The organism is Delftia sp. 11MD (genome assembly GCF_050907895.1).
In the GTDB taxonomy this organism is placed as follows: Bacteria; Pseudomonadota; Gammaproteobacteria; order Burkholderiales; family Burkholderiaceae_C; genus Comamonas; species Comamonas tsuruhatensis.
Window position 1 is genome coordinate 279388 of the sequence record NZ_CP194333.1, and the last position, 24615, is coordinate 304002.

The 24615-nt window shown below is 68.7% G+C and carries 25 protein-coding genes; 17 read left to right on the top strand and 8 right to left on the bottom strand.

Annotation, left to right across the window (positions count from 1 at the left end; translation table 11 throughout):
• The first annotated feature begins 27 nt into the window (after positions 1 to 27).
• The 12 genes from ACRSCF_RS01230 to ACRSCF_RS01285 all read left to right on the top strand — a co-directional run bounded on the left by ACRSCF_RS01230 (position 28) and on the right by ACRSCF_RS01285 (position 11751).
• Positions 28 to 1344 (top strand): glucarate dehydratase family protein, encoded by a 1317-nt coding sequence (locus tag ACRSCF_RS01230; protein ID WP_034366552.1) that lies wholly within the window; start codon positions 28 to 30, stop codon positions 1342 to 1344.
• A gap of 47 nt (positions 1345 to 1391) precedes the next feature.
• The gene (locus tag ACRSCF_RS01235) at positions 1392 to 2390 is read left to right on the top strand and encodes a Bug family tripartite tricarboxylate transporter substrate binding protein (protein WP_034366555.1); all 999 of its coding nucleotides are present in this window, start codon (positions 1392 to 1394) and stop codon (positions 2388 to 2390) included.
• A gap of 188 nt (positions 2391 to 2578) precedes the next feature.
• Positions 2579 to 4144 carry a galactarate dehydratase gene (garD, locus tag ACRSCF_RS01240; protein ID WP_034366557.1) on the top strand — a complete coding sequence of 522 codons (1566 nt, stop codon included), beginning with the start codon at positions 2579 to 2581 and terminating at the stop codon, positions 4142 to 4144.
• Between the two features lie 70 nt (positions 4145 to 4214).
• Entirely contained in the window at positions 4215 to 5201 is a 987-nt protein-coding gene (locus tag ACRSCF_RS01245) for a YihY/virulence factor BrkB family protein (RefSeq protein ID WP_034366599.1), read from the top strand.
• A gap of 123 nt (positions 5202 to 5324) precedes the next feature.
• Complete coding sequence (locus ACRSCF_RS01250; protein ID WP_016448675.1) at positions 5325 to 6263, top strand: LysR family transcriptional regulator; 939 nt, start codon at positions 5325 to 5327, stop codon at positions 6261 to 6263.
• A 220-nt stretch (positions 6264 to 6483) separates the two neighbouring features.
• Positions 6484 to 7347: a branched-chain amino acid ABC transporter permease gene (locus ACRSCF_RS01255; RefSeq protein ID WP_016448674.1), complete on the top strand. Its 864-nt coding sequence runs from the start codon at positions 6484 to 6486 to the stop codon at positions 7345 to 7347.
• The gene (locus tag ACRSCF_RS01260; RefSeq protein ID WP_034366560.1) at positions 7348 to 8322 is read left to right on the top strand and encodes a branched-chain amino acid ABC transporter permease; all 975 of its coding nucleotides are present in this window, start codon (positions 7348 to 7350) and stop codon (positions 8320 to 8322) included.
• Positions 8309 to 9073, top strand: a complete 765-nt coding sequence (locus ACRSCF_RS01265) for an ABC transporter ATP-binding protein (RefSeq protein ID WP_016452146.1) — start codon at positions 8309 to 8311, stop codon at positions 9071 to 9073. Before ACRSCF_RS01260 ends, ACRSCF_RS01265 begins: the two co-directional genes overlap by 14 nt.
• Complete coding sequence (locus tag ACRSCF_RS01270; protein WP_013800138.1) at positions 9060 to 9767, top strand: ABC transporter ATP-binding protein; 708 nt, start codon at positions 9060 to 9062, stop codon at positions 9765 to 9767. The genes ACRSCF_RS01265 and ACRSCF_RS01270 overlap by 14 nt, the downstream gene beginning before the upstream one ends.
• A gap of 55 nt (positions 9768 to 9822) precedes the next feature.
• Positions 9823 to 10998, top strand: a complete 1176-nt coding sequence (locus ACRSCF_RS01275) for an ABC transporter substrate-binding protein (protein WP_013800139.1) — start codon at positions 9823 to 9825, stop codon at positions 10996 to 10998.
• A gap of 129 nt (positions 10999 to 11127) precedes the next feature.
• Positions 11128 to 11409 carry a type II toxin-antitoxin system RelE/ParE family toxin gene (locus tag ACRSCF_RS01280; RefSeq protein ID WP_016452144.1) on the top strand — a complete coding sequence of 94 codons (282 nt, stop codon included), beginning with the start codon at positions 11128 to 11130 and terminating at the stop codon, positions 11407 to 11409.
• 42 nt (positions 11410 to 11451) lie between these two features.
• Positions 11452 to 11751 carry a HigA family addiction module antitoxin gene (locus ACRSCF_RS01285; RefSeq protein WP_013800141.1) on the top strand — a complete coding sequence of 100 codons (300 nt, stop codon included), beginning with the start codon at positions 11452 to 11454 and terminating at the stop codon, positions 11749 to 11751.
• A 92-nt stretch (positions 11752 to 11843) separates the two neighbouring features.
• Here ACRSCF_RS01285 and ACRSCF_RS01290 read toward each other — a convergent pair whose 3' ends face one another.
• From ACRSCF_RS01290 to ACRSCF_RS01305, 4 genes are all read right to left on the bottom strand, one after another.
• Entirely contained in the window at positions 11844 to 12617 is a 774-nt protein-coding gene (locus ACRSCF_RS01290; RefSeq protein ID WP_016448669.1) for an SDR family oxidoreductase, read from the bottom strand.
• Positions 12618 to 12752: 135 nt separating this feature from the next.
• Positions 12753 to 13559: an IclR family transcriptional regulator gene (locus tag ACRSCF_RS01295; RefSeq protein ID WP_016448668.1), complete on the bottom strand. Its 807-nt coding sequence runs from the start codon at positions 13557 to 13559 to the stop codon at positions 12753 to 12755.
• Positions 13560 to 13603: 44 nt separating this feature from the next.
• Positions 13604 to 14377: a ferredoxin--NADP reductase gene (locus ACRSCF_RS01300; protein ID WP_016448667.1), complete on the bottom strand. Its 774-nt coding sequence runs from the start codon at positions 14375 to 14377 to the stop codon at positions 13604 to 13606.
• 261 nt (positions 14378 to 14638) lie between these two features.
• A complete protein-coding gene (locus ACRSCF_RS01305; protein ID WP_244387730.1) occupies positions 14639 to 15574 on the bottom strand; it encodes a LysR family transcriptional regulator in 936 nt (311 codons plus the stop codon).
• Between the two features lie 93 nt (positions 15575 to 15667).
• Between ACRSCF_RS01305 and ACRSCF_RS01310 the strand changes: the two genes are divergently transcribed.
• Positions 15668 to 16459 (top strand): SDR family NAD(P)-dependent oxidoreductase, encoded by a 792-nt coding sequence (locus ACRSCF_RS01310; RefSeq protein ID WP_244387731.1) that lies wholly within the window; start codon positions 15668 to 15670, stop codon positions 16457 to 16459.
• A gap of 17 nt (positions 16460 to 16476) precedes the next feature.
• Here the strand turns inward: ACRSCF_RS01310 and ACRSCF_RS01315 are convergent, their stop codons facing one another.
• The 4 genes from ACRSCF_RS01315 to ACRSCF_RS01330 all read right to left on the bottom strand — a co-directional run bounded on the left by ACRSCF_RS01315 (position 16477) and on the right by ACRSCF_RS01330 (position 19776).
• Positions 16477 to 16758: a DUF3325 domain-containing protein gene (locus ACRSCF_RS01315; RefSeq protein ID WP_016452140.1), complete on the bottom strand. Its 282-nt coding sequence runs from the start codon at positions 16756 to 16758 to the stop codon at positions 16477 to 16479.
• Positions 16755 to 18452: a PepSY-associated TM helix domain-containing protein gene (locus ACRSCF_RS01320; protein ID WP_244387732.1), complete on the bottom strand. Its 1698-nt coding sequence runs from the start codon at positions 18450 to 18452 to the stop codon at positions 16755 to 16757. The genes ACRSCF_RS01315 and ACRSCF_RS01320 overlap by 4 nt, the downstream gene beginning before the upstream one ends.
• A complete protein-coding gene (locus tag ACRSCF_RS01325; RefSeq protein ID WP_016452138.1) occupies positions 18449 to 18775 on the bottom strand; it encodes a DUF3649 domain-containing protein in 327 nt (108 codons plus the stop codon). The genes ACRSCF_RS01320 and ACRSCF_RS01325 overlap by 4 nt, the downstream gene beginning before the upstream one ends.
• Positions 18776 to 18915: 140 nt before the next feature.
• On the bottom strand, positions 18916 to 19776 hold the full coding sequence (locus ACRSCF_RS01330; RefSeq protein ID WP_016448662.1) for a LysR substrate-binding domain-containing protein: 861 nt from the start codon (positions 19774 to 19776) through the stop codon (positions 18916 to 18918).
• A 165-nt stretch (positions 19777 to 19941) separates the two neighbouring features.
• Between ACRSCF_RS01330 and ACRSCF_RS01335 the strand changes: the two genes are divergently transcribed.
• From ACRSCF_RS01335 to metC, 4 genes are all read left to right on the top strand, one after another.
• The gene (locus tag ACRSCF_RS01335; protein WP_052151702.1) at positions 19942 to 20478 is read left to right on the top strand and encodes a cysteine dioxygenase family protein; all 537 of its coding nucleotides are present in this window, start codon (positions 19942 to 19944) and stop codon (positions 20476 to 20478) included.
• A gap of 131 nt (positions 20479 to 20609) precedes the next feature.
• Positions 20610 to 22181, top strand: coding sequence for a rhodanese-like domain-containing protein (locus ACRSCF_RS01340; protein ID WP_034366567.1), 1572 nt, complete (start codon positions 20610 to 20612; stop codon positions 22179 to 22181).
• A 206-nt stretch (positions 22182 to 22387) separates the two neighbouring features.
• Positions 22388 to 23386 carry a Bug family tripartite tricarboxylate transporter substrate binding protein gene (locus ACRSCF_RS01345; protein WP_065345443.1) on the top strand — a complete coding sequence of 333 codons (999 nt, stop codon included), beginning with the start codon at positions 22388 to 22390 and terminating at the stop codon, positions 23384 to 23386.
• Positions 23386 to 24603, top strand: a complete 1218-nt coding sequence (metC, locus tag ACRSCF_RS01350; protein ID WP_034366569.1) for a cystathionine beta-lyase — start codon at positions 23386 to 23388, stop codon at positions 24601 to 24603. The genes ACRSCF_RS01345 and metC overlap by 1 nt, the downstream gene beginning before the upstream one ends.
• Positions 24604 to 24615: the final 12 nt, after the last annotated feature.

The window sequence follows — 24615 nt, forward strand, 5'->3', positions numbered from 1 at the left end:
GATTTTCCGACCCCGTCCGCAGTCCAGATGAGCACCTCCCAAGCGACCCACGCGATCCGCCACGTCCGCATCACGCCCATTGCCTTCCGTGATCCGCCGCTGCTCAATGCGGCCGGCATCCACGAGCCCTGGGCGCTGCGCTCCATCATCGAGATCGAGACGGCCTCGGGCCTGGTCGGCATCAACGAAAGCTACGGTGACCAGCCCATGCTCGATGCGCTGGCCAAGTCCGCGCCCGCGCTGGTGGGGCTGTCGCCCTGGGCGCTCAACGAGATGGAGGCCCGCGTCGCGGCCCTGGTGGCGCCGCCTGCGCTGACGGCGTCGGAGTTCCTGGGCCAGCAGGTGTCGCTGGCGCCGGGCACGCATGTGTCCAAGACCGTGGCCAAGGTGGTCAGCGCCTTCGAGGTCGCCATGCTGGACCTGCAGGGCCAGATGGCCGGGGCGCCCATCGTGGACCTGCTGGGCGGGGCGGCGCGCGACAGCGTGCCGTTCTCGGCCTACCTGTTCTACAAGTACGCCGAGCACATCGACAGGCCCTATGGGCCAGATTCTTCGCCCGACGCCTGGGGCGAGGCCCTGGCGCCGCAGCAGCTGGTGGAGCAGGCGCGGCGCATGATTGCGCAGTACGGCTTCCAGAGCATCAAGCTCAAGGCCGGCGCGCTGCCGCCCGAGCAGGAGGCGGCCGGCATCCTGGCGCTGGCCGATGCCTTTCCGGGCACGCCGCTGCGCATCGATCCCAATGGCAACTGGACGGTGGAGACCAGCCTGAAGATCGTGCAGCAGCTGCAGGGCGTGCTCGAGTACTACGAGGACCCGGCGCCCGGCCTGGACGGCATGGCCGCCGTGGCACGCGAGTGCGATGTGCCGCTGGCCACCAACATGGTGGTGACGGACTTTGCCGAGTTCCGCCGCAATGCCGAGATGGGCTGCCCCGTGAAGATCGTGCTCAGCGACCACCACTACTGGGGCGGGCTGCGCGCCACGCAGCGCCTGTCCACGCTGTGCCGCACCTTCGACCTGGGCCTGTCCATGCACAGCAATTCCCACCTGGGCATCAGCCTGGTGGCCATGACGCACCTGTGCGCCAGCGTGCCCCTGCTGACCTATGCCTGCGATACGCACTACCCCTGGCAGGACGAGGAAGTGGTCGAGGGCGGCCGGCTGCAGTTCGAGCAGGGCAGCCTGCGCGTGCCCACGGCGCCCGGCCTGGGTGTGCGGCTGGACCGCGAGGCCCTGGCCCGCCTGCACGACAACTACCTGCACTGCGGCATCCGCAACCGCGACGACCTGGGGCAGATGCGCAAGTACGACCCCGCGTTCACCGGCCACCAGCCGCGCTTCTGAACCCGCTTTCACACGATTCCAACGACGCATACCCGGAGACAAGCACCATGCAACGCCGCACACTCATCCAACATTCCCTCGCCAGCGCCCTGCTGCTGGGCACGGCCCTGGCCGCCATGCCGGCCGCAGCGCAGGGCAACTGGCCCACGGGCAAACCCATCACCTACCTGGTGCCGTTCCCGCCTGGCGGCAATACCGATACGCTGGCGCGCGTGATCGCCCAGCCGCTGAGCAAGGCCCTGGGCACGCCCGTGGTGATCGAGAACAAGGGCGGCGCGGGCGGCAGCGTGGGCTCGGCCATTGCGGCGCGCGCACCGGCCGATGGCTACACCATCCTGGGCGGCACCATCAGCTCGCACGCCATCAATGTGAGCCTGTACGCCAAGCTGGACTACGACCCGGTCAAGTCCTTCACGCCGGTGGCCATGCTGGGCTCGGGCCCGCTGGTGCTGGTGGTGCCGGCCTCCAGCCCCTACAGGACGCTGGCCGACGTGCTGGCCGCCAGCAAGGCCAAGGCGGCGGCGGGCGGCCTGACCTCGGCCTCGCCGGGCAGCGGCACCTCCAACCACATGGCGCTGGAGCTGCTGGGCTACCAGACGGGCGTGAAGTTCACCCACGTGCCCTACAAGGGCAGCGGCCCGGCCGTGCAGGACGTGATCGGCGGGCAGGTGGACATGATGTTCGACACCGCCCTGGTCGTCGGCCCCCATGTGCAGGCCGGCAAGCTGCGTCCCATCGCCGTGACCAGCTCGCGGCGCCTGGAGTCGCTGCCCGATGTGCCCACCATCGCCGAGGCCGGCGAGAAGGGCTTCGACATGGGCTCCTGGCAGGCCGTGTTCGCGCCCGCAGGCACGCCGGGGCCCATCGTGGACCGGCTGCATGCGGAGATCATGAAGATCGTGGCCACGCCCGAGGTGCAGGCGCGCCTGAAGAACTTCGGCATGCTGCCTTCGCAGATGACACCGGCCGAGCTGGGCGAGTTCCAGAAGGCCGAGGTGGTCAAGTGGGGGAAGGTGATCAAGGCTGCTGGAATAAAAGCAGAGTGACCCCCTGAGGCGCTTCGCGCCTTCCCCCTTCTCGCTTCGCGGAGGGGGACGACACCCTCGCTGCGGGGCGGCGCGGCCGGCGTAGGCCCTTGCTTGGTGTCCCTCGCTTTGGGCCGCGCCGGTTGCGAGGGCTGTGCCAGCTGCTTTACTGCTGTAGTGCCAGCCCTTTAGAAAATTGAGACATTGCCATGAGTACCCCACTTCCTCTTTCCATCCGCATGCATCCGGCCGACAACGTGGCCATCGTGGCCAATGACGGGGGGTTGCCTGCAGGCACGGTGATGCCCGGGGGGCTGGTGCTGGTCGACAAGGTGCCGCAGGCGCACAAGGTGGCGCTGGTGGACATTGCAGAGGGCGGCGAGGTGCGCCGCTACAACGTGGTGATCGGCTATGCGCTGCAGGCCATTGCCGCGGGCAGCTGGGTGCATGAGCGGCTGCTGCGCATGCCGGGGGCGCTGTCTCTTGAGGGGTTGCCGATCGCCACGGTGCAGCCGCCCGCGCTGCCGCCGCTGACGGGCTACACCTTCGAGGGCTACCGCAATGCCGATGGCACGGTGGGCACGCGCAATATCCTGGCCATCACCACCACGGTGCAGTGCGTGGCCGGGGTGCTGGATTTCGCGGTGGGCCGCATCAAGGCCGAGCTGTTGCCGCGCTATCCGAATGTGGACGATGTGGTGGGCCTGGAGCACAGCTATGGCTGCGGCGTGGCCATCGATGCCGTGGGCGCCGAGATTCCGCAGCGCACGCTGCGCAACATCAGCCACAACCCGAATTTTGGCGGCGAGGTGATGGTGGTGAGCCTGGGCTGCGAGAAGCTGCAGCCCGAACGGCTGCTGCCGCCCGGGTCGTTTCCCATCGTCGATGAGCGCGAGCCCGCGCTGGACGTGGTCTGCCTGCAGGACGAGGCGCATGTGGGCTTCATGTCCATGGTGGACTCCATCATGGGCCGCGCCAGGGTGCATCTGGAGCGGCTGAACGCGCGCCGGCGCGAGACCGTGCCGGCCAGCGCCCTGGTGGTGGGCGTGCAGTGCGGCGGCAGCGATGCGTTCAGCGGCGTCACGGCCAATCCGGCCGTGGGCTTTTGCACCGATTTGCTGGTACGCGCAGGCGCCACCGTGATGTTCAGCGAGGTGACCGAGGTGCGCGACGGCATCGACCAGCTCACCTCGCGCGCCTCCAGCCCCGAGGTGGCCCAGGCCATGATCGAGGAGATGGCCTGGTACGACGCCTACCTGGACAAGGGCCGCGTGGACCGCAGCGCCAACACCACGCCGGGCAACAAGAAGGGCGGCCTGTCCAACATCGTCGAGAAGGCCATGGGCTCCATCATCAAGAGCGGCACGGCGCCCATCACCGGCGTGCTGTCGCCGGGCCAGCGTCTGGCCGACCGGGGCATCCAAAGCGGCCTGGTCTATGCAGCCACGCCGGCCAGCGACTTCATCTGCGGCACGCTGCAGCTGGCCGCTGGCATGAACCTGCATGTGTTCACCACGGGCCGGGGCACGCCCTACGGCCTGGCCCAGGTGCCCGTGATCAAGGTGGCCACGCGCAGCGACCTGGCACGGCGCTGGCATGACCTGATGGACGTGAACGCGGGCCGCATCGCCGAGGGCCAGGCCAGCATCGAGGACGTGGGCTGGGAGATGTTCCGCCTGATGCTGGACGTGGCCAGCGGTCGCAGGAAGACCTGGGCCGAGCAGTGGAAGCTGCACAACGCCCTGGTGCTGTTCAATCCAGCGCCCGTGACCTGAGCCGCGCGCACAGGCCCCTGTCGGCACAGGCTGACAGGGCGCCGGTGCGCCGCTGCGCACAATGGGGGCCATGCCCTCAGATACCCCGGAAACTCCCCCCGCCTCGTCCTGGTCCGCACGCCTGGACCGGCTGCTGGAACTGAACCCGCTGCGCGCCATGTGGAACGCCGTGCAGCTGTGGCTGGACGCCGATGGCCTGCGCATGAGCGCCGCCATGTCCTTCTACGGCATCCTGAGCCTGGCGCCGCTGCTGCTGCTGCTGGTCGGCGTGCTGGGCTGGTGGGTGGACCGCAGCTATGTGGAGCACCAGCTCATCGACCAGGTGCAGGACGTGATCGGCGAGCGCGGCGCCCAGGTGGTGCGCGGCGCGCTGGAAAGCGCCCAGCGGCCCGACGAGGGGCGGCTGGCTTCGCTGTTCGGCTTCATCCTGCTGATGTCGGGCGCCACCGGTGTCTTCGTGGAGCTGCAGTCCGCGCTGGAAAGGCTCTGGACCTCGAACGGCGAGCCGCCGCCGCCCAAGGCCGTGTGGTGGCGCATGGCCGCGCTGCGGCTGCGCGGCCTGACCTATGTGCTGGCGCTGGGCTTCTTGCTGCTGGTGTCCATGGCCCTGTCCACGGCCATCCAGCTGATCACCAACTGGGCCGGCACCAAGCTGCAGATGCAGCCGCTGGGGCCGCTGGTCAGCCTGATCAACGAGTGCGTGTCCTTCGGCATCACCGTGCTGCTCTTTGTGGGGCTGATGCGCATAGGCGGCGGCCCCAAGCCCCGGCTGCGCTATCTGATCTTCGGTGCCATCATCGGCGCCCTGCTGTTCACGCTGGGCAAGCAGGCCCTGGCCTGGTACCTGGCCACGGCGGCCGTGGTCTCGGCCTATGGCGCGGCGGGCTCGCTGGTGGTGCTGCTGATGTGGATCTACTTTTCCTCGGCCATCCTGCTGCTGTCGGCCGCCACGGCCAAGGCCTTCAGCGATGCCGGCGTGCGCTTCACCCACCCCATCCGCTGGGCGCCGCCCGCCGAGGCGGCCAGCGCCGGGGACACTCCGGGCGGCACGGGCTGAGTTCCCGCATTTCGACGAAGATGAACGCCTGCGCCGCGGCCCGCAAAGCCGCGGCGCAGGCGTTTGGGCAATGGAACAATGCAGCAAAGTCCCCTGGCACCAAGGCCGGGGGCCAAGGACAAGATGGACCGATTGCAGACCATGCGGGTATTCCAGACCGTGGCCGACGAGGCCGGGTTTTCGGCGGCGGCGCGGCGCCTGGACATGTCCGTGCCCACGGTCACGCGCCTGGTGGCCGACCTGGAGCAGCACCTGGGCACGCGGCTGCTGCAGCGCACCACGCGAAGCGTGTCGCTGACCGAGGCTGGCGAGGCCTACCTGGAGCGCGTGCGCGGCATCCTGGCCGATGTGGAGGACGCCTTCAGCCTGGCCCAGGCGCACACGCTGGAGCTGTCTGGCGCCGTGCGCGTGCTCACGCCGCCCGTGTTCGCTGAGCATGTGCTGGCGCCGCTGGTGGCGGACTTCCACCGCCTGCACCCGCGCATCTGCATCGAGGTCTTCGTGGAGTCGGCCAGCGAGGCGGCCGTGGGCGAATACGACATCACCTTCGTCAATGCCGAGGAGGGCTACGACGGCAACGTGGTGGCCCGGCCCATCGTCACCACCTGCGGCCTGGCCTGCGCCGCGCCCGAGTACCTGGACGCCCATGGCGTGCCTGTCGTGCCCGAGGACCTGGCCGGCCACCAGTGCCTGCTGCGCCGGCGCATCCAGGGCCGCTCCGACATGCTGCGCATGCGCCGGCTCGACGGCAACGCGGGCGAGGTCGAGGTGGCCGTGCGCCCCGTGCTGGTGGCCAACCACACGGGCACGCTGCTGCGCGCCACGCTGGACGGCGCGGGCATCAGCACCCAGCCGCTGGACCTGATCGCGCGCCACCTGCGCTCGGGCCGGCTGCGCCATGTGCTGCCCGAATGGACCACGGGCCGATTCACGCTCTACGCCACCCTGCCCACGCGCAAGTTCATGCCGGCGCGCGTGCGCAGCTTCCTGGACTTCGTGGCCGAGCACACGCAGCGCTCCATGCAGGGCCTGCCCGAGAACCTGCCGGCGCTGTCCATCTAGCGTTCCCCGCTCCTGCCGGCCTGCGCCTGTCATCTAGGTTACTGCCGCAGCGGTTTGCGCCTCGGGGTTTCCCAGGTGAATTCCGCTGTGCGGAATCTTCGGGTTGATGGTGCACGGCACCGCCTCCTAAGCTGGTTCACAGCAAACAAGGAGGCAAGGCAATGCGAGAACAGACCCTGGTCCGGTGGCGGCCACCGGCGGCGGCAGGCGGGAGGCGGTGATGGACGTCTTCCTGCAGCAAGTGCTCAACGGACTGACCCTGGGCGGCATCTATGGCCTCGTGGCCCTGGGCCTGACCCTGGTCTACGGCATCCTGCACGTGCCCAACTTCGCGCACGGGGGCTTCTACATGATCGGCGCCTTCGTGGCCTTCCAGGCCATGGTGGCCTGGAGCTGGGGCTACTGGGCGGCCATGCTGGTGGCGGCGGTGGCGGTGGCGGTGCTGGGCATCGTCAGCGAGCGGCTGATCTTCCATCCGCTGCGCAAGGCCTCGCCCCTGCATCCCAAGATCGCCTCCATCGGGCTGCTGCTGTTCCTGGAGGCCGGAGCCCAGGCGCTGTGGGGCGCGGACTTCCAGCGCATGCCCACGCCCTACACCTCCATCGTCGAGATGGGCGGAATCACGGCGCCTGCGCAGCGCCTGCTGATCATCGTCGCGGCCTTTGCGCTGATGGTGGCGCTGCACCTGTTCCTGACGCGCACCACCACGGGCTCGACCATCATCGCCATGGCCCAGAACCGCGAGGGCGCATCGATGGTGGGCATCGATGCCAACCGCGTGTCCATGCTGACCTTTGCCATCTCAGGCGTGCTCGCGGCCGTGGCGGCCACGCTGTATGCGCCCATCAACCTGGTCTATCCGGCCATGGGCCACCTGGTCATCACTAAGGCCTTCGTGATCATCATCCTGGGCGGCATGGGCAGCATCCCGGGCGCCGTGCTGGGCGGGCTGATCATCGGCTTTGCCGAGAGCTTCGGCGCCTACTACATCTCCACCGACTACAAGGACATCATCGCCTTCGTGCTGCTGGTGGTGATCCTGTCGCTGCGCCCTCAGGGCCTGTTCGCCAAGAGGAGTCATTGAATGAACGGATTCATCGACTCCCGCGTTGCCTGGGGCCTGCTGCTGGCCGCCGGCATCGCCTTTCCCTGGCTGGCGGGCAACGACTACCACCTCACGGTGATGAGCACGGCCTACATCTTCGCCATCGCCACGCTGGGCCTGAACCTGATCACGGGCTACACGGGCCAGCTCAATCTGGCGCATGCGGGCTTCATGGCCGCGGGCGCCTATACCGTGGGCATCCTCACGGTGGACCATGGCTGGCCGTTCTGGGGCGGGCTGGTGATGTCGGGCGTGGTGTGCGCGGTGCTGGGCTACCTGATCGGCATCGTCTCGCTGCGGCTCAAGGGCCACTACTTCTCCATCTTCACGCTGTGCGTGGGCTACATCATGTTCCTCGTCATCGAGAAGTGGGAGGGCCTGACCCACGGCACGGTGGGCATCATGGGCATCCCCGCGCCCGAGGCCCTGGGCGCGCTGAGCTTCGAGTCGCCGCTGGCGCTGTACTACCTGGTGCTGGCCTTCCTCGTGGTCTCGGTCTGGGTGATGCGGCGCATCGTCCGGTCGCTGCTGGGCCGCACCTTCGTGGCCATCCGCAACAGCGACGAGCTGGCCGAGGCGCTCGGCATCAACCTCATGCGCAACAAGGTGCTGGCCTTCATGCTGAGCGTGGTCTACGCGGGCGTGGCGGGCGGCCTGTACGCCGGCTTCGTGCGCTTCATCGGGCCGGACATGGCGGGCGTGCACCACACCTTCGACATGATGATCTTCGCCATGGTCGGCGGCATGGGCACGGTGCTGGGGCCGCTGCTGGGCGCCATCGGCATGCCCTGGATCACGCAGTACCTGCAGTTCCTGCAGGAGTACCGCTTCATCGTCTTCGGCCCCATTCTCGTGATGCTGGTGATCTTCATGCCCTACGGCGTGGTGGGCAGCGTCACCGCCTGGCGCGCGCGCCGCAATGCCAAGGAGGGCAAGCCGCATGCTCAAGATTGACCACCTGACCAAGCGGTTCGGCGGACTGGCCGCCGTGAGCGATGTCAGCACCGTGATCGAGGAAGGCCGCATCAACGCCATCATCGGCCCTAACGGCGCCGGCAAGACCACGTTCTTCAACCTGATCAGCTGCGTGCACAAGCCCACCTCGGGCACCATCACCTTCAATGGCCAGGACGTGACCTCGCTGCGCACCGACCAGGTGGCGAAACTGGGCGTGGCGCGCACCTTCCAGACCACGGCGCTGTTCGACCGCGCCACGGTGCTGGACAACCTCATCGTGGGCCACCGGCTGCGCACGCGCTCAGGGCTATGGGATGTGCTGCGCGGCTCCAGCCGCCTGCGCGAGGAAGAGCGCGTGTGCCGCGAAAAGGCACGCGACGCGCTGGACTTCGTGGGCCTGTCGCATGTGGCCGGCCGCATCGCGGGCGACATCACGCAGGAGGAGCGCAAGCGCGTGGCCTTCGCGCTGGCCCTGGCCACCGACCCCAAGCTGATGCTGCTCGACGAGCCCGCCGGCGGCGTCAACCCCGAGGAGACCGAGGGCCTGGCCGAGCTGATCCGCAAGCTGGTGCGCCACGGCATCACGGTGGCGCTGATCGAGCACAAGATGGGCATGATCATGAGCCTGGCCGACAAGATCCTGGTGCTCAGCTACGGCGAGAAGATCGCCGAGGGCACGCCCGAGGAGATACGCCGCAACCCCGCCGTCATCGATGCCTACCTGGGGAGCGAGCATGCTGAAGTTTGAGAACGTGTCGCTGCGCTACGGCAGCTTCCTGGCGCTGGACGGCGTGAGCCTGCATGCCGACCGGGGCGAGCTGGTGGTGCTGCTGGGCGCCAACGGCGCGGGCAAGAGTTCGCTGTTCCTCACGGCCAGCGGTATCCACAAGGCCGCGGGTGGCTCCATCGTCTGGAATGGCAAGGAGCTGGCTGGCAGCAAGCCCTCGGCCATCGTGCAGTCCGGCGTGGTGCAGTGCCCCGAAGGGCGCAAGCTGTTCCCCCAGATGTCGGTGCTGCGCAACCTGCAGCTGGGCGCCTACGTGCACCGCCGCGACCCCGGTCCCAGCCAGAAGACGCTGCAGGAGGTGATGGAGCTGTTTCCCATCCTGCGCGAGAAGCAGCACGACCCGGCCGGCTCGCTGTCGGGCGGCCAGCAGCAGATGGTGGCCATCGGCCGCGCCATGATGGGCCGGCCCCAGGCCCTGCTGCTGGACGAGCCCTCGCTGGGCCTGGCGCCCCTGGTCATCAAGCAGATGTTCGAGGCCATACAGCGCATCAACGCGGCCGGCACCACCGTGCTGCTGGCCGAGCAGAACGCCTATGCGGCGCTGAAGATCGCGCACCGCGCCTATGTGATGGAAAGCGGCCGCATCGTGCGCGAGGGCAGGCCCGCCGAATTGCTGGCCGACGACTCCATCCGCAAGGCCTACATCGGCGCATGACGCCGCCTCTTGCCTCTACCCAAGCCACCACCACCAACGATCCAAGGAGACAGACATGACAGCATTCGCACCATTGACCCGCCGCAGGGTGGGCACGCTGGCCCTGGCCTGCGCCGCCGTGGCCGCCGCCGGCCCCGCGCTGGCGCAGGAGGTGGTCAAGATCGGCTACTCCGGCCCGCTGTCGGGCGGCGCTGCCCAGTACGGCAAGAACGTGCTCGACGGCATGCAGATGGCCGTCTCCGAGATCAATGCCGCAGCGCCCGAGATCGGTGGCAAGAAGGTCAAGATCGAGATCGTTCCGCTGGACGACAAGTACAACCCGTCCGAGACCGCGATCAACGCCCAGCGCCTGGTGCAGCAGCACAAGACGGCGGCCATCCTGGTGCCGCATTCGGGCGGCATCTTCGCGCTGCAGACCACCAACGAGCGCAGCAACTTCATCGTGCTGGCCTACAGCTCGGTGCCGCAGATCACCAACCGGGGCAACAAGCTGACCCTGCGCATCCCGCCCGAGTTCACCTCGTATATCGACCCGTTCTCCAAGTACGTGATGGGCCGCTTCGGCAAGAAGGTGGCCCTGGTGGGCGCCGACCACGACTACGCCAAGGCCTGGGTCGCCGCCTTCAAGCCCGGCTGGGAAAAGCTGGGCGGCACCGTGGTGGCCGAGAACGCCATGAGCTACAACCGCGCCACCGATTTCTACAGCGGCGTGAGCAAGGCCCTGGCCGAGAAGCCCGACGTGCTCTTCGTGGGCGGAGCCTCCGAGCCCACGGCCCTGGTCGTCAAGCAGGCGCGCGAGCTGGGTTTCAAGGGCGGCTTCGTGGTCATGGACCAGGCCAAGCTCGACGAAATGGCCCGCGTGGTCGGCGGCTATGCGCCGCTGGAAGGCGCCATCGGCGTCATGCCCGTCTCCGAGGACACCAAGCCCGAGAACAAGGCCTTCGTCGAACGCTTCGGCAAGGTCTACCCGGGCCGCATCCCCGGCTCGGAGGCGCAGTGGAACTACACGGCCGTGCACGCCACCGTCAAGGCCATGCAGCTGGCCGGCTCGGCCTCGGACACCAAGGCCATCCACGCCAAGCTCGACGAAGCCTACAAATCCCTGCGCCCCGACGTGAACCCCGGCGGCGTCAAGGGCGTGGATGAGCGCGGCGGCACGTTGACCACGGAACGCGGCGCCGCTGTGCGCGACGGCAAGATCGAGGCGGTGATGACGGTGGCGAACAAGTAGAGCGCCGCTCAGTTTTTCGACCGAAAGCGCCTGGTGCCAGCTTGATCTGGCCCAGGCGCTTTCTTGTGGACTCAGTTGTCCGGTACTTGCGTTTGACGTTACTGACGCGGCACGTTATTATTTGCTTCCATGACGATCCAGTCATTCAAGTGCCCCGACACCGAGCAACTGTTCCAGCAGAGGCGGGTGCGTCGGTGGAGCAGCATTGAAGTGGTTGCGCTGCGCAAGCTTCGGATGCTGCATGCCGCTCATGTGCTTCAGGACTTGAGGGTCCCGCCCGGAAACCGGCTGGAGGCGCTGCACGGAGATCGCAAGGGGCAGCACAGCATCCGCATCAATGACCAGTGGCGCGTGTGCTTTGTGTGGACCCATGAAGGCCCGAGTCAGCTGGAGATCGTCGATTACCACTGAAGCGAAAGCGTTGATCCTGGATCTGGCGCAGGAGTGCTGACCATGAACAAACCTTTGAACCTCCCCACGCCAGGCGAAATCCTGGCCACTGAATTCCTGGAGCCCATGGGCCTGACGCAATACCGCCTGGCCCAGGCCATCCATGTCCCGCAGACACGCATCGCGGCCATCGTCAAGAACGGCCGCTCCATCACGGCGGATACGGCGCTGCGGCTGGCGCGCTTCTTTGGCACGTCCGTGGAGTTCTGGATGAATCTGCAAAGCCAGTACGACGCCGATATCGCGCGCGAGGCCATAGGCGACGACCTGGAGTCCATCGAGCCCTTTGCTCTGCAGGCTTGAAGAAGACATGCTGAGTCGCTGCGCAGCGGCTCACGTAAGAAAGGCCCCTGCACCGCGGTACAGGGGCCTTTCTCATTGCAGGGCTGCGTTGTTTACAACAAGCTCGCTCCACCATCCAGCACCAACGCCTGCCCCGTCATGTGCCGCGATGCATCGGACGCCAGGTAGACCACGGCGCCCTTGAGGTCCTCCTCGCCGCCGATGCGTCGCAGCGGGGCGCGGGCGATGAGCTGGTCGCCGAGCTTGTCGATGAGGCCGTTGGCCAGCTTGCTGGGGAAAAAGCCCGGGCAGATGGAGTTGACGCGGATGCCGTAGTGGCCCCATTCCGAGGCCAGGGTGCGCGCCAGGTGCACGGCGGCCGCCTTGGAGGTGTTGTAGGCCACGGTGTTCATGCCGGGCGGCGTGCCCTTGAAGGCGGCGACCGAGGCCGTGATGATCACGTTGCCCCGGCCCTTGGGGATCATCACGCGCCTGGCCACTTCGCGGGTGAGGAAGAAGGGCGCGGAGACGTTGAGGTTCATGACCTTGTTCCAGGCCTCGTCCGGGTATTCCTCGGCCTTGGCGCCCCAGGTGGCGCCCGCGTTGTTGACGAGGATGTCGATGTCGCCGCAGCGCGCCAGCACGTCCTCGACCAGGGCGGGGATGGTGTCGAACTTCTGCAGGTCGTTGGTGAAGGTCTCGACCTGGTAGCCAAGGCCCTGCAGGTGGGCCTTGGCTTCGGCCAGCTCGTCGGACTTGCGCGCCGTGATGGCGAGCCGGGCGCCCATCTCGCCCAGCGCCTCGGCCATCTGCAGGCCCAGGCCGCGCGAGCCTCCGGTGATCAGGGCGGTCTTGCCCGTGAGGTCGAACAATGCTTTCACGCTCATGCTGTATGTCTCCTGGCTTGGGTTTCTGGTGGTTGAGCAACACCTGCATGCTAGGGCGCCGGCACCGTGCACGCTGTCGTCTTGGCTACTTTGCCGTGCTGAGCGGTACCACGCGGGCACCTGCGGGACAGGCGTTCAGGCCCTGTCGATGTCCTGCTGCAGCCGCCGCACCATGCGCTGCAGCGCGGGCACGCCGTCCTGGCGCAGTGCGTCGGCCGTGACGAAGCGCGAGGGCCCGCCCAGGCTGACGGCCATCAGCGGCAGGCCGCGCCCCGGCGAGAAGGCCAGGGCGATGGCGTTGACCTCGGGCTGCCAGTCGCCGAACGAGCGCGACAGCCAGGGCTGGGGCTGGTTGCCTGCCTCCGGCCATAGCGGCAGCTGGGCCTGTGCGGCGGCCCATTGCTCGGGCGCGTGAGACTGCAGATAGTCCAGCGCGCGCTGGCGCTCGGACGCGGGGCTGGCGGCCAGCCAGGCACGGCCCACGGCCGTGGTGGCCAGGGGAATGCGCGAGCCCATGTCCAGGTCGCGGTGCATGAAGCGCGCGCTGGGGCAGTGCTCGATGTAGACCATGTTGTGCCGGTCGCGCGTGGCCAGGGCCACCTCGGCATCGGTGGCGGCCGCCAGCTTGCGCATCAGCGGGCGCGCGATCTGGCGCACGTCCAGGCGCGAGAGCATGGCGCTGCCCAGCGCCAGCGTGGCCGTGCCCAGGCGGTATTTGCCCTCTTCGGGCACATGGATGAGGTAACCCAGCGTGGTCAGCGTGTGCGTCAGGCGCGAGACCGTGGACTTGGGCAGTCCGCAGCGCCTGGCGATGTCCTGGTTGCCCAGCAGCTTCTCGCCGGAGCGAAAGCACGACAGCACGTCCAGCCCGCGCGCCAGTGCGACGATGAAGTTGCGGTCTTCGTCGCCTGGCGGGGCTGAAGGGAGGGAGGAGGGCGGCATGCGCCGATTATCGGCAGCCGCCCCGCCACGGGGTGTCGTGGGCTTTACTTCTCGACGAAGGCGCGCTCGACCACGAAGTCGCCGGGCGTGGTGGTGTTGCCTTCCTTGAAGCCGCGGTGCTCCAGCAGCTCCTTGAGTTCGTTCAGCATGGCGGGGCTGCCGCACAGCATGACGCGGTCGGTCTCGGGGTTGAGCTCGGGCAGGCCGATGTTCTGCGGGAAGGTTCCGGCCGTGATCTGGTTGGAGATGCGGCCCTGGTTGCGGAAGGGCTCGCGCGTCACCGTGGGGTAGTAGATGAGCTTGTCCTTGACGATCTCGCCGAGGAACTCGTGCTCGGGCAGTTCCTTCTCGAACAGCTCCTGGTAGGCCAGCTCGTTGGCATGGCGCACGCCGTGCACCACGACCACCTTCTCGTAGCGCTCGTAGGTCTCGGGGTCGCGCGCCACGGCCAGCCAGGGGGCCAGGCCCGTGCCGGTGCCGATCAGGTACAGGTTCTTGCCGGGCAGCAGGTAGTCGATCAGCAGCGTGCCCGTGGGCTTCTTGCCGACGATGATGGTGTCGCCCACCTTGATGTTCTGCAGGCGCGAGGTCAGCGGGCCGTCGGGCACCTTGATGGACAGGAACTCCAGGTGCTCCTCGTAATTGGGGCTGGCAATGGAGTAGGCGCGCAGCAGGTTCTTGCCGTCGACCTTCAGGCCGATCATCGTGAAATGGCCGTTGGAAAAGCGCAGCGCAGTGTCACGGGTGGTGGTGAAGGAGAAAAGGCGGTCGGTCCAGTGGTGGACGGACAGCACGCGTTCTTCAAGAAAAGCACTCATGTTGGCAATACGGTGAATTCGGGGCGGACAGTGCCCGCCGGGACGTTGCAATGAGAGGTCAGTGCCATGCAGGCACGCGGTGGCGGGAAGCGCAGGGGGCAGGCGCGGTGTGCGCGTTGCCGCTGCTTCGTGGCGGCCGGTGACCGGGGCAAGGTCGCTATTGTCCGGTAAATGGCGTCAAAAGGGGCAGGCGCGAACCTTTGTCTTGATACGGATTAGTGATAAGCAAAATGACGCTGGCCGAGTCCATCGGGCCATCGCCTATTGCTTTTCGGGCAGGCCAGCGTCGAGTGTCCAGGGCTGTATGGCCTGTGCCAGCCAGTCCATGAGCACGCGCACGCGGCGTGGCAATTGGCGGCGGTGGGCATAGATCAGGTGCAAGGGCATGGGCGGGGGCGGATGGCGGGGCAACACCTCGATCAGCTCCCCGGCATCCAGCAGCGGCTGCACGGCCAGGCGCGGAACCTGGATCAGGCCCAGGCCGGCCTGGCAGGCCGAGAGATAGGCCTCGGCGTTGTTCACGGTGAGCGCGCCCGCCATGGGCAGGCTGAGTGCCTGGCCGTCCTCTTCGTACTCGAAGCCCAGCGGCCGCGCGCCCAGCGTGCGCTGGTAGTGCACCAGCCGGTGTCCGCCCAGGTCGGCCAGCGTGGCCGGCAGGCCCTGGGCCTGCGCATAGCCGGGGCTGGCGCAGGTGACCAGCGCCAGCCGGCCCAGCGGGCGGGCGACCAGCCCGGGCTCGTCCACTGGGCCCAGGCGCAGCACGCAATCAAAGCCTTCGCGCACCAGGTCCACGCGGCGCTCGGTGCAGCTCAGTTCCAGCTCCAGCGCCGGATGGCTTTGCAGCAGTTGCGGCAGCAAGGGCATGACGACGTGGCGCGCCAGGCCCGTGGTCATGTCCAGCCGCACCTTGCCCTGCAGCGGTGCGTCGCCGGCCTGCTGGAACTGGCCCTGGAATTCGTCCACGTCGGCCAGCAGGTCCTGACAGCGCTCGTAGCAGGCCTGGCCGTCCTGGGTGAGCTGCACGCGCCGCGTGGTCCGGTGCAGCAGCCGCGTGCCCAGCCGAGCCTCCAGTTGCTGCACGGCCTGGGAGACGCTGGCCTTGGGCAGTCCCATGCTGTCGGCCGCACGCGTGAAGCTGGCCATCTCGGCCACGCGGCTGAAGATCTGCATCTGCTCCAGAAGCTTGATTGTTTGCATGGTGCGAACAAATAAATCAGAAACAGCCAATTTATCCAAAAATAGACCTTCAATACAGTCGCTGTCATTGCAAACCACCTAACGAGGTCCGCCATGACAGCTTCTCCTTCGACCGCTTCTTCCCCTGCCGCCCGCCGCATCGTCCTCGTCACGGGCGGCAGCCGCGGCCTGGGCCGCAATACGGCCGAGCACCTGGCGCGCCAGGGCCTGGACGTGGTGCTGACCTACCGCGAGCGTGCCGACCAGGCCCAGGCCGCCGTGGCCGCCATCGAGGCGCTGGGCGGGCGGGCCGCCGCCCTGCAGCTGGACGTGGCGCGCAGCGCGGGCTTTGCGGACTTTGCGGCCCGCGTGCGCCGGGCCCTGGCCGAGACCTGGCAGGCCGACCGCCTCGATGCGCTGGTGCACAACGCCGGCATCGGCATCAATGCACCCTTCGCGGCTACCACCGAGGCGCAGTTCGATGAATTGGTCGCCATCCACCTGAAGGCGCCGTTCTTCCTGAGCCAGCACCTGCTGCCCCTGCTGCGCGACGGCGGCAGCATCATCCACCTGTCCAGCGGGCTCACGCGCTTCACCCAGCCCGGTTATGCGGCCTATGCGGCCATGAAGGGCGGCGTGGAGGTGCTGACGCGCTACCTGGCGCGCGAGCTGGGGGCGCGCGGCATTCGCGTCAACACGGTGGCGCCGGGGGCGATTGCCACGGACTTCGGCGGCGGCCGTGTGCGCGACGATGCACAGGTAGGCGCGGCCCTGGCCAGCCAGACGGCGCTGGGCCGCGTGGGCCAACCCGACGACATCGGCCCCGTGATGGCCGCCCTGCTGCAGCCCGGCATGGGCTGGGTGCAGGGTCAGCGCATCGAGGCCTCGGGCGGCATGTTTCTCTGAAGGCGCCAGGAGGGGCGTCAGCGCAGCCGCTCGCGCGCCACCATGGACAGCAGCACGATGGCGGCGGCTGCGCTGATGTGGCCGAACCAGGCCACCAGCCCCAGCGACCAGGGCTCCACCTGCAGCGCCGCCCACAGCGACAGCGCCAGCAGCACCCAGCCGGCCGCGCGCAGGCGCCGTGTGCGGGCGGGTGGCAGTTCCTTGCCGAACAGGTCGCTCTGGTGGCGGTCCATGGCCAGGGCCAGGCAGGCGAAGGCGCCCAGGGCCAGCAGCTGACAGAACAGATGGGCCATGCTCATGCGCTGGTCTCCGCTGCGGCGGCTGCTGCTGTGGCGGCTGACTTGGGCGCGGGCCGGGAGGCGCGCACCGGTTTGGCCTTGGGCTGGTGGCGCTGGGTGCGCAGGGCCAGATGGGCATGCAGTGCGGCCAGGGCCAGCAGCATGAGGTCCATGCCCGCGAATACCCAGTCGCCCGCGCGCAGGCTGGCCAAGAGGCCGCGATCCGTGGTCAGCGCGTTGACCACGGGCAGCAGGGCCAGAACGGCGGCGCCGGCCCACAGCAACTCGATCCAGGCCCGCTTGGCGGGCCGGCCCATCGCCCAGAACAGGGTGGCCCCCCAGGCGATGAACATGGCGTGCACCTCCCACTCGGCGCGCTGCGCCATCTCCACCGGCAGCAGGCGATTGGCCCAGAGCATGCCGGCCATGCCGATGGACAGGCCGGCGATGGTGGCGATGTTCAGCCGTTCCACGAGCCGGAAGCCGAAATGCGGCCTTTCCGGGTCGGGCAGCTTGCTGCGCCGCTTCACGTTCCACAGCACCAGTCCTGTTCCCACCATGGCCGTGCCCGCAAGGCTGACGATGAAGTACAGCCAGCGCGTGGGCAGGTCGCCGAAGCGGCCCATGTGCAGCGCATAGAGCACGCCGCGCGTCTCGGCGGCGGCGCCCACGCTGTCCTGGGCCTGCAGCAGCTGGCCGCTGACGCCGTCGAACGTCATGAACTGCGGGCTGATGGAGACGCGGCCGTTGTCGCCGCGCACCACGACCACGCTGGCCTTGGCATCGCCGGGCAGGTTGACGTTCAGGCGCTCCACCTGGCCCGCGCCCCAGCGCTGCTCGGCCTGGCGCACCATGTCGGCCAGCGGTGCCAGGGGCGCGGCCTGTCCCGAGGGCTTGCCAGCCGGAACGAAGGCGCTGAGCTGCTGGCCTGCCACCACGCGCTGCTCGGGCGTCATGGCCGTGGCCAGATTGGCCCAGGGCATGTACATCAGGGCCAGGGTCACCAGGCCGGTGTACGTGATCATCAGGTGGAAGGGCAGGCCCAGCACGGACAGCGCGTTGTGCGCGTCCAGCCAGGAGCGCTGGCCCTTGCCCCAGCGGAAGGTGAAGAAGTCGGCAAAGATCTTCTTGTGCGTGATCACCCCGCTGACGATGGCCACCAGCATGAACATGGCGCACAGCCCCGCCAGATAGCGGCCCCAGAGCACGGGCATGTAGTGGAACTGGAAGTGGAAGCGGTAGAAGAACTCGCCGCCGCGCGTCTCGCGCACCGGGCCTTCGAGGCGCGTGCCGGTGGCCGGGTCGAAGCGGCCGTTCTCGAAGCGGCGCCTGGCGCCCTTTTCGGTCTGCGGCGGGCTCCAGAACACCGTGGCCACCGTGCTGCGCGCATCGGGCAGGTTGATCAGCCATTGCGGGCTTTGCGGCGCCACATGCGCCATGGCGTCGCCGATCCGCTGGGCCACGAGCGCGGGCTCGCTCGCCTGGCTCTGGTGCGGTTGCTCGGGCTGCATCCACTGCGTGATCTCGTTCCTGAAATAGCTCACCGTGCCCGTGAGGAACATGGCGTAGAGGAACCAGCCCAGCAGCAGGCCGACCCAGGTGTGCAGGTCGGACATGGTCTGGCGGATGCCGGGTGCCTTGGCCGCTTTCGCGGGCTTGGCGGGCTTGCCTGCCGTGTTCGTGGTGTCCGTGGTGTTCGTGGCGTTCGTGTTCATGCGCCCAGCCCCTTGCCCCAGGTCCACCACGCGGCAGGCGCCAGCACCAGGGCGGCGACCAGCAGGCCGGCCCAGGCGCGCGTGGCGCTGCGCACGGCAAACACCCAGATCACCGCGCCCGCGTAGACGGCAAAGCTCAGCAAGGTGCCCGAGATCGCCGCCTGCGTGCGGTCTGCGGGCAGGGCCACAACGGCCACGCTGGCCAGGGCGGCCACGGCATAGCCGCCGAACAGCGCAGCGAGGATGCGGGAGATCAGCGGCCCGTAGTCACGGAACCAGTCACGGAACCAGTCATGGGTGCGGGCAAGAGTGGGAGATGGCATGGCGCAGTGCCTGGAAAGGCTCGAAAAACACCGGCAGAGGAGGCGGCAGTGGCGCGGATGTTATTTGAGAATAAGTCCCATTACAAGCAGCGCTGGCAAGCTGCACGCCTGCCGTCCCTCTGCCTCCCCAACGCTGTCCATCAGCCGGCCGGCAGCCGCATGCGTGCCTGCAGGTTCTCGAAGATCTGGCGCGTGACGGGGCTGATCACATGGCTGCGGATGTACAGGCGGTAGACCAGGTCCGGCAGCGGCGGCATACCGTCGCCCGCACCCAGCACGCGCAGGCCCGGGTCCAGTTGCTCCACGCCGCGCGCCGTCACGCCCAGGCCCGCGCGCAGGGCCGCGCGTATGCCGACCAGGCTGGTGCAGGTGTGGCGCGGTGTCCAGGCGATGCCTGCCGCATCCAGCGCGTCGCAGCCCAGGCGGCGGAAGATGCTGGGTCCGTCGGCCATGACCAGGGGCACGGGCTTGCCCGGGTCATGGGCATAGCCCGCGCCGCACAGCCAGACCGTGGGTGTGGAGCGCAGGGCAAAGCCCTCGAAGCCCTCATCCTCCCGGTTGGAGATGGCCAGGTCCAGCTCGCCCTGCTTGAGCGACTCCATCAGGAAAGGGCTGCGCCCCACATGGATGTCGATCTGCATGCCCGGAAAGTTCAGCGCGATCTCCTGCAGCACGGGCGGCAGCATGTTGTCGGCCGCGTCGTGCGGTGCGCCAATGCGCACCAGGCCCTGCACCTGGCGGTGCTGCAGGTTGCGCAGCGCCTCGTCGTGGATGGCCAGCATGTGGCGCGCATAGCCCAGCAGGCGCTGGCCGTGGTCGGTGAGGCGTTTTTGCCGGCCCTGCTTCTCGAACAGCGCGTGGCCGATCTTCTCCTCCAGCCGCTGCATCTGCTGGGTGATGGCCGATTGCGTGCGCCCCATCTGCACGGCGGCGGCGGCAAAGCTGTCGTGGCTGGCAATGGCGGCCAGGGTGCGCAGCAGGTCCAGGTCAAGCGTCTCCATACTTCAATTTTATTGAAGTATTTGTTGAGGGTGCGTGGATTGTTGCGGGCCGGACGCCTCACTACAGTGGGCTTCAACGACGACAAGGAGTCCCCTTTGAACACCACCACCACCACCACCATCACCGAACAGCGCAGCGCCGCCGTGGCAGCGGCCATCGACCACATGAAGCAGGCCATTGGCGAAGGCGCTGCCACGCGCGCCAGCCTGGACGCCGTGCTCCAGCAGCTGCTGGCCCTGGCCGCGCGCCGAGACTTCTGGCAGCAGGCCGACTACGCCGCGCCCGAAGAGGGCGAGCACCAGGCGCGCTACCTGATCGCAGAGGACGCCGACCAGAGCTATGCGCTGTACCTCAACGTCATGCGCCCGGGCAAGCGCATCGTGCCGCACAACCACACGACCTGGGCCTGCATTGCCGCCGTGGAAGGCACGGAGCACAACCGCGTCTACGAGCGCACCGACGACGGCTCCGTCCCCGGCAAGGCCACGCTGCGTGAGACGGATCTCGTGGTGGTGGCGCCAGGCCAGGGCATCGCCCTCATGCCCGAGGACATCCACTCCGTGGAGATCCAGGGCGAGCAGGTCATCCGCCACCTGCACATGTACGGCCGCGCGCTGGAGACGCTCAACGAGCGCACCAGCTACGACCTGGCCGCCGGCACCTGCCAGACCATGGCCATCGGCGTGCAGACGCGCCGCTGAGTCCCGGCCTTCCGGCCGCTACCTCCCGCTTCCTGCCTTTTCCCTGTCCATGCCGCAGCGCGCCCCACGGGGCGCGCGTGGCAGGGCTTTGCCCGAAATTCCTTGCCGATCTTTTTCCCGGACCGCATGCAATGACCGCATCCATTGACGCCCACACCCTCAAATCCTGGCTGCACGACGGCCAGGAGATCGCGCTGCTCGACGTGCGCGAGCACGGCCAGTACGGCGAGTCGCACCTGTTCTACGCCACGCCCCTGCCCTACAGCCGGCTGGAGCTGGATGTGCCCCGCCTGGTGCCGCGCAGGCAGGTGCGCGTCGTCACCTACGACGGTGGCGAGGGCGATGTCAGCGCGGGCGTGGCCGGGCGCGCCGCGCGCCGCCTCGAAGCCCTGGGCTACACCCAGGTGTCTGTGCTGGAAGGCGGCACCCAGGCCTGGAGCGCGGCAGGCTACACGCTGTTCGCCGGCGTGAACCTGCCCTCCAAGACCTTTGGCGAACTGGCCGAGCACGCCTACGGCACGCCGCGCATCACGGCCCAGCAGCTGGCGGCGCGCCAGGCGGCGGGCCTGCCCCTGGTGGTGCTGGACGGCCGGCCCGTCTCCGAGTTCCACAAGATGAACATCCCCGGCGCCATCTGCTGCCCCAATGGCGAGCTGGCGCTGCGCGTGAGCCGCCTGGTGCCCGATGCGGCCACGCCCATCGTGGTCAATTGCGCGGGCCGCACGCGCTCCATCATCGGCGCGCAGACCTTGATCAACCTGGGCATTCCCAACCCCGTCTACGCGCTGGAAAACGGCACCCAGGGCTGGTACCTGGCCGACCTGCCGCTGGAGCATGGCGGCACGCAGCGCTATGGCGACGACTCGGCCAGCAGCGCGCTGCAAGCACAGGCCCGCGCCCTGGCCGAACGCTTCGACGTGCCCGAGGTCGATGCCGACACCGTGCGCGCCTGGAGCCAGGATGCTGCGCGCACGCTGTTCCTGTGCGATGTGCGCACGCCCGAGGAATTCAAGGCCGGTTCGCTGCCCGGCGCCCAGCACACGCCCGGTGGCCAGCTAATGCAGGCCGGCGACCAGTACGTGGGCGTGCGCGGTGCGCGCCTGGTGCTGTTCGACAGCGATGGCGTGCGCGCCCCCGTGGTGGCCAGCTGGCTGCGCCAGCTCGGCCATGACGCCTGCGTGCTGCGGGGCGGCCTGCAAAGCGGCCTGGACCTCGCACCGGCCCAGCTGCCCCAGGCCCCCGCACTGGCAGGCATCGCGGTGCAGGCCCTGCACGAACGCATGCGCCAGGGCGAGGTGGCCGTGGTCGATCTGCGCGCGGGCATGAAGTACCGCGCAGGCCACATCGCCGGGGCCCGCTGGTCCATCCGCCCGTGCCTTGCCAGCGATCTGGCCGGCGAGACGCGCCAGATCGTGCTGGTGGCCGACGAGCCCGGCATGGCGCAATGGGCCGCGCTGGAGCTGCAGGGCGCCGCGCCGCTGCTGCTCGAAGGCGGCCTGGCCGCATGGCAGCAGGCCGGCCTGCCCGTCGAGGCCACGCCCGACAGCCCCACCGACGCCGAATGCATCGACTACCTGTTCTTCGTGCACGACCGCCACGACGGCAACAAGGAAGCGGCACGCCGCTACCTGGCCTGGGAGACGGGCCTGGTGCCGCAGCTCGATGCCCAGGAACTGGCCGCCTTCCGCCTGCCGAGTGCATGAAGCTCCCCCTGAGCGGCTTCGCCGCTTCCCCCTCTCTCGCTGCGCGGGAGGGGGACGGCACCCTCGCTGCGGGGGCGGCGCGGCCGGCGTAGGCCCTTGCTTGGTGCCCCTGGCCAAAGTCACGTCAGTTGCAAAGGCAGCGCCATATATCGCTGACTTGCCGTAGAGCGACATAAATCAGATCACATAACGACAGGAGACAAGACATGTTCGCAATCCCCACCCTGGCCAGGATGCTGGCCGCCAGCCTCGCGGCCCTGGCCATGCTCTCGCAGGCCACGGCCGAGCCGCTGGCTGCACGCAACGGCTATCCGGCCCAGCCGATCCGCTTCATCTCGCCCTTCCCGCCGGGCGGCGGCAACGACGCCAGCACGCGCTGGGTCACCACGCGGCTGACCGAGGCCACGGGCCAGCCCTCCGTGGTGGAAAACCGGGGCGGTGCAGGCGGCAACATCGGCGCCAAGGCCGTGGCCGAGGCCAAGCCCGATGGCTACACCGTGCTCACGGGCCAGGTCTCGCTGATGGCGGTGAACCCCGCGCTCTACAGCGCGCCGGGCTTTGATCCGCTCAAGAACTTCGTGCCCATCACGCAGATCAACGCGGCGCCGCTGGCCATCGTGGTCGCCTCGGCCTCGCCCCTCAAGAGCTTTGCCGACCTGGTGGCGCGCAGCAAGGGCGAGCCGGGCCGCGTCACCTATGCCACGCCCGGCAACGGCACGCTGTCGCACCTGGTGGGCGTGGTGCTGTCCAAGGAAAACGGCGTGCCCATGACCCATGTGCCCTACAAGGGCGCGGGGCCGGCCATCAACGATCTGCTGGGCCAGCAGGTCGATGTGCTGATCACCTCCACCTCGTCCGTGGCCGGCATGATCCAGGCGGGCCAGGTGCGCGCGCTGGCCGTCACCAGCCCGCGCCGCATCGGCGTGTTCGGCAAGGTGCCCACGCTGGAGGAACTGGGCCTGCGCAATGCGCGCTTCGAGGACTGGTACGGCTTCTTCGCACCCGCCGGCACGCCGCCCGAGCGCGTGGCCTATCTGCACGACGCCATCGTGCGCACCCTGCAACTGCCGGAAGTGACCAAGCTGGTCGTCGATGGCGGCAGCGAAGTCGTGGCCAATACGCCCGAGGCCTTTGCCGCCCAGCTGCGCCAGGACATGGAGCGCTGGTCGCGCGTGGTCAAGCTCTCGGGCGCGAAGATCGACTGATGGCTGCCGAACACGCCCCCGTGCCTGGATCATCGGCCTCTGGCGCCCCCGCGCTGGACCTGCAGACCCGGCTGCTGCATGCGGGCAAGCGCCCGGCCTATGCGGGCGGCACGGCCGTCAACCCGCCCCTGGTGCGCGCCAGCACCGTGCTGTTCGAGAGCACGGCACAGCAGCGCGAGATGCGCGAGCGCCGCGCCGGCGAGCGCATCTTCAGCTACGGCGCGCGCGGCACACCCACCGGCTTTGCGCTGGAAGATGCCGTCAGCGAGCTGGAAGGCGCCCACCGCACGCGGCTGCTGCCTACCGGCCTGGCGGCCATCGGCATGGCCCTGCTCAGCTACCTGCGCCCCGGCGACCATGTGCTGCTGACCGACAGCGCCTACCAGCCTGTGCGCCACCTGGCCGGGCAATGGCTGCGGCCCTACGGCATCGAGTACGACTTCTTCGCGGCCGATGGCAGCGACGCCCAGGCGCGCATGCGCCCCAACACCCGCATGGTCTATGCCGAATGCCCGGGATCGCTGGTCTACGAAATGTGCGACCTGCCCGCGCTGGCGGCCATGGCCCATGCGCGCGGCGCCCTGGTCCTGGCCGACAACACCTGGGGGTCGGGCTGCCAGTACCGGCCGCTGGCGCTGGGGGCCGATGTCTCGGTGATGGCAGCCACCAAGTACCTGGCTGGCCACTCCGACGTGATGATGGGCACCGTGGCCACCACCGAGGCCGCCTGGGAGCCGCTGGCCGCGCGCTGCGATGCCTTCGGCATGGCGGTCAGCCCCGACGATGCCTGGCTGGTGCTGCGCGGCATGCGCTCGCTGGCCGCACGGCTGCAGATGCACGAGGCGCATGCGCTGGAGGTGGCGCACTGGCTGCAGCAGCACCCGGCCGTGGCCACCGTGTTCTGCCCCGCGCTGCCCACGCACCCCGGCCATGCGCTGTGGCTGCGCGACTGCCAGGGCACGAACGGCCTGGTGTCGCTGGAGCTGCAGCCCGGCACCGCCGAGGCCGCCGTGGACCGCTTCATCGACGGCCTGCGCCTCTTCGGCATTGGCGCCTCCTGGGGCGGCTACGAGAGCCTGGCGACAGCCGCGCACATGGCGCAGGCGCGCAGCGTCACCGACTGGAGTGCGCGCGGGCCCGTGGTGCGCCTGCACATCGGCCTGGAGTCGCCGCGCGACCTCATCGCCGATCTGGAGCAGGGGCTGGCGGCACTTTAGTGGATAACACGC

Coding starts and splice junctions, on each gene's coding strand:
- ACRSCF_RS01230 (WP_034366552.1), top strand. CDS start 28: ATGAGCACCTCCCAAGCGACCCACGCGATCCGCCACGTCCGCATCACG.
- ACRSCF_RS01235 (WP_034366555.1), top strand. CDS start 1,392: ATGCAACGCCGCACACTCATCCAACATTCCCTCGCCAGCGCCCTGCTG.
- garD (WP_034366557.1), top strand. CDS start 2,579: ATGAGTACCCCACTTCCTCTTTCCATCCGCATGCATCCGGCCGACAAC.
- ACRSCF_RS01245 (WP_034366599.1), top strand. CDS start 4,215: ATGCCCTCAGATACCCCGGAAACTCCCCCCGCCTCGTCCTGGTCCGCA.
- ACRSCF_RS01250 (WP_016448675.1), top strand. CDS start 5,325: ATGGACCGATTGCAGACCATGCGGGTATTCCAGACCGTGGCCGACGAG.
- ACRSCF_RS01255 (WP_016448674.1), top strand. CDS start 6,484: ATGGACGTCTTCCTGCAGCAAGTGCTCAACGGACTGACCCTGGGCGGC.
- ACRSCF_RS01260 (WP_034366560.1), top strand. CDS start 7,348: ATGAACGGATTCATCGACTCCCGCGTTGCCTGGGGCCTGCTGCTGGCC.
- ACRSCF_RS01265 (WP_016452146.1), top strand. CDS start 8,309: ATGCTCAAGATTGACCACCTGACCAAGCGGTTCGGCGGACTGGCCGCC.
- ACRSCF_RS01270 (WP_013800138.1), top strand. CDS start 9,060: ATGCTGAAGTTTGAGAACGTGTCGCTGCGCTACGGCAGCTTCCTGGCG.
- ACRSCF_RS01275 (WP_013800139.1), top strand. CDS start 9,823: ATGACAGCATTCGCACCATTGACCCGCCGCAGGGTGGGCACGCTGGCC.
- ACRSCF_RS01280 (WP_016452144.1), top strand. CDS start 11,128: ATGACGATCCAGTCATTCAAGTGCCCCGACACCGAGCAACTGTTCCAG.
- ACRSCF_RS01285 (WP_013800141.1), top strand. CDS start 11,452: ATGAACAAACCTTTGAACCTCCCCACGCCAGGCGAAATCCTGGCCACT.
- ACRSCF_RS01290 (WP_016448669.1), bottom strand. CDS start 12,617: ATGAGCGTGAAAGCATTGTTCGACCTCACGGGCAAGACCGCCCTGATC.
- ACRSCF_RS01295 (WP_016448668.1), bottom strand. CDS start 13,559: ATGCCGCCCTCCTCCCTCCCTTCAGCCCCGCCAGGCGACGAAGACCGC.
- ACRSCF_RS01300 (WP_016448667.1), bottom strand. CDS start 14,377: ATGAGTGCTTTTCTTGAAGAACGCGTGCTGTCCGTCCACCACTGGACC.
- ACRSCF_RS01305 (WP_244387730.1), bottom strand. CDS start 15,574: ATGCAAACAATCAAGCTTCTGGAGCAGATGCAGATCTTCAGCCGCGTG.
- ACRSCF_RS01310 (WP_244387731.1), top strand. CDS start 15,668: ATGACAGCTTCTCCTTCGACCGCTTCTTCCCCTGCCGCCCGCCGCATC.
- ACRSCF_RS01315 (WP_016452140.1), bottom strand. CDS start 16,758: ATGAGCATGGCCCATCTGTTCTGTCAGCTGCTGGCCCTGGGCGCCTTC.
- ACRSCF_RS01320 (WP_244387732.1), bottom strand. CDS start 18,452: ATGAACACGAACGCCACGAACACCACGGACACCACGAACACGGCAGGC.
- ACRSCF_RS01325 (WP_016452138.1), bottom strand. CDS start 18,775: ATGCCATCTCCCACTCTTGCCCGCACCCATGACTGGTTCCGTGACTGG.
- ACRSCF_RS01330 (WP_016448662.1), bottom strand. CDS start 19,776: ATGGAGACGCTTGACCTGGACCTGCTGCGCACCCTGGCCGCCATTGCC.
- ACRSCF_RS01335 (WP_052151702.1), top strand. CDS start 19,942: ATGAAGCAGGCCATTGGCGAAGGCGCTGCCACGCGCGCCAGCCTGGAC.
- ACRSCF_RS01340 (WP_034366567.1), top strand. CDS start 20,610: ATGACCGCATCCATTGACGCCCACACCCTCAAATCCTGGCTGCACGAC.
- ACRSCF_RS01345 (WP_065345443.1), top strand. CDS start 22,388: ATGTTCGCAATCCCCACCCTGGCCAGGATGCTGGCCGCCAGCCTCGCG.
- metC (WP_034366569.1), top strand. CDS start 23,386: ATGGCTGCCGAACACGCCCCCGTGCCTGGATCATCGGCCTCTGGCGCC.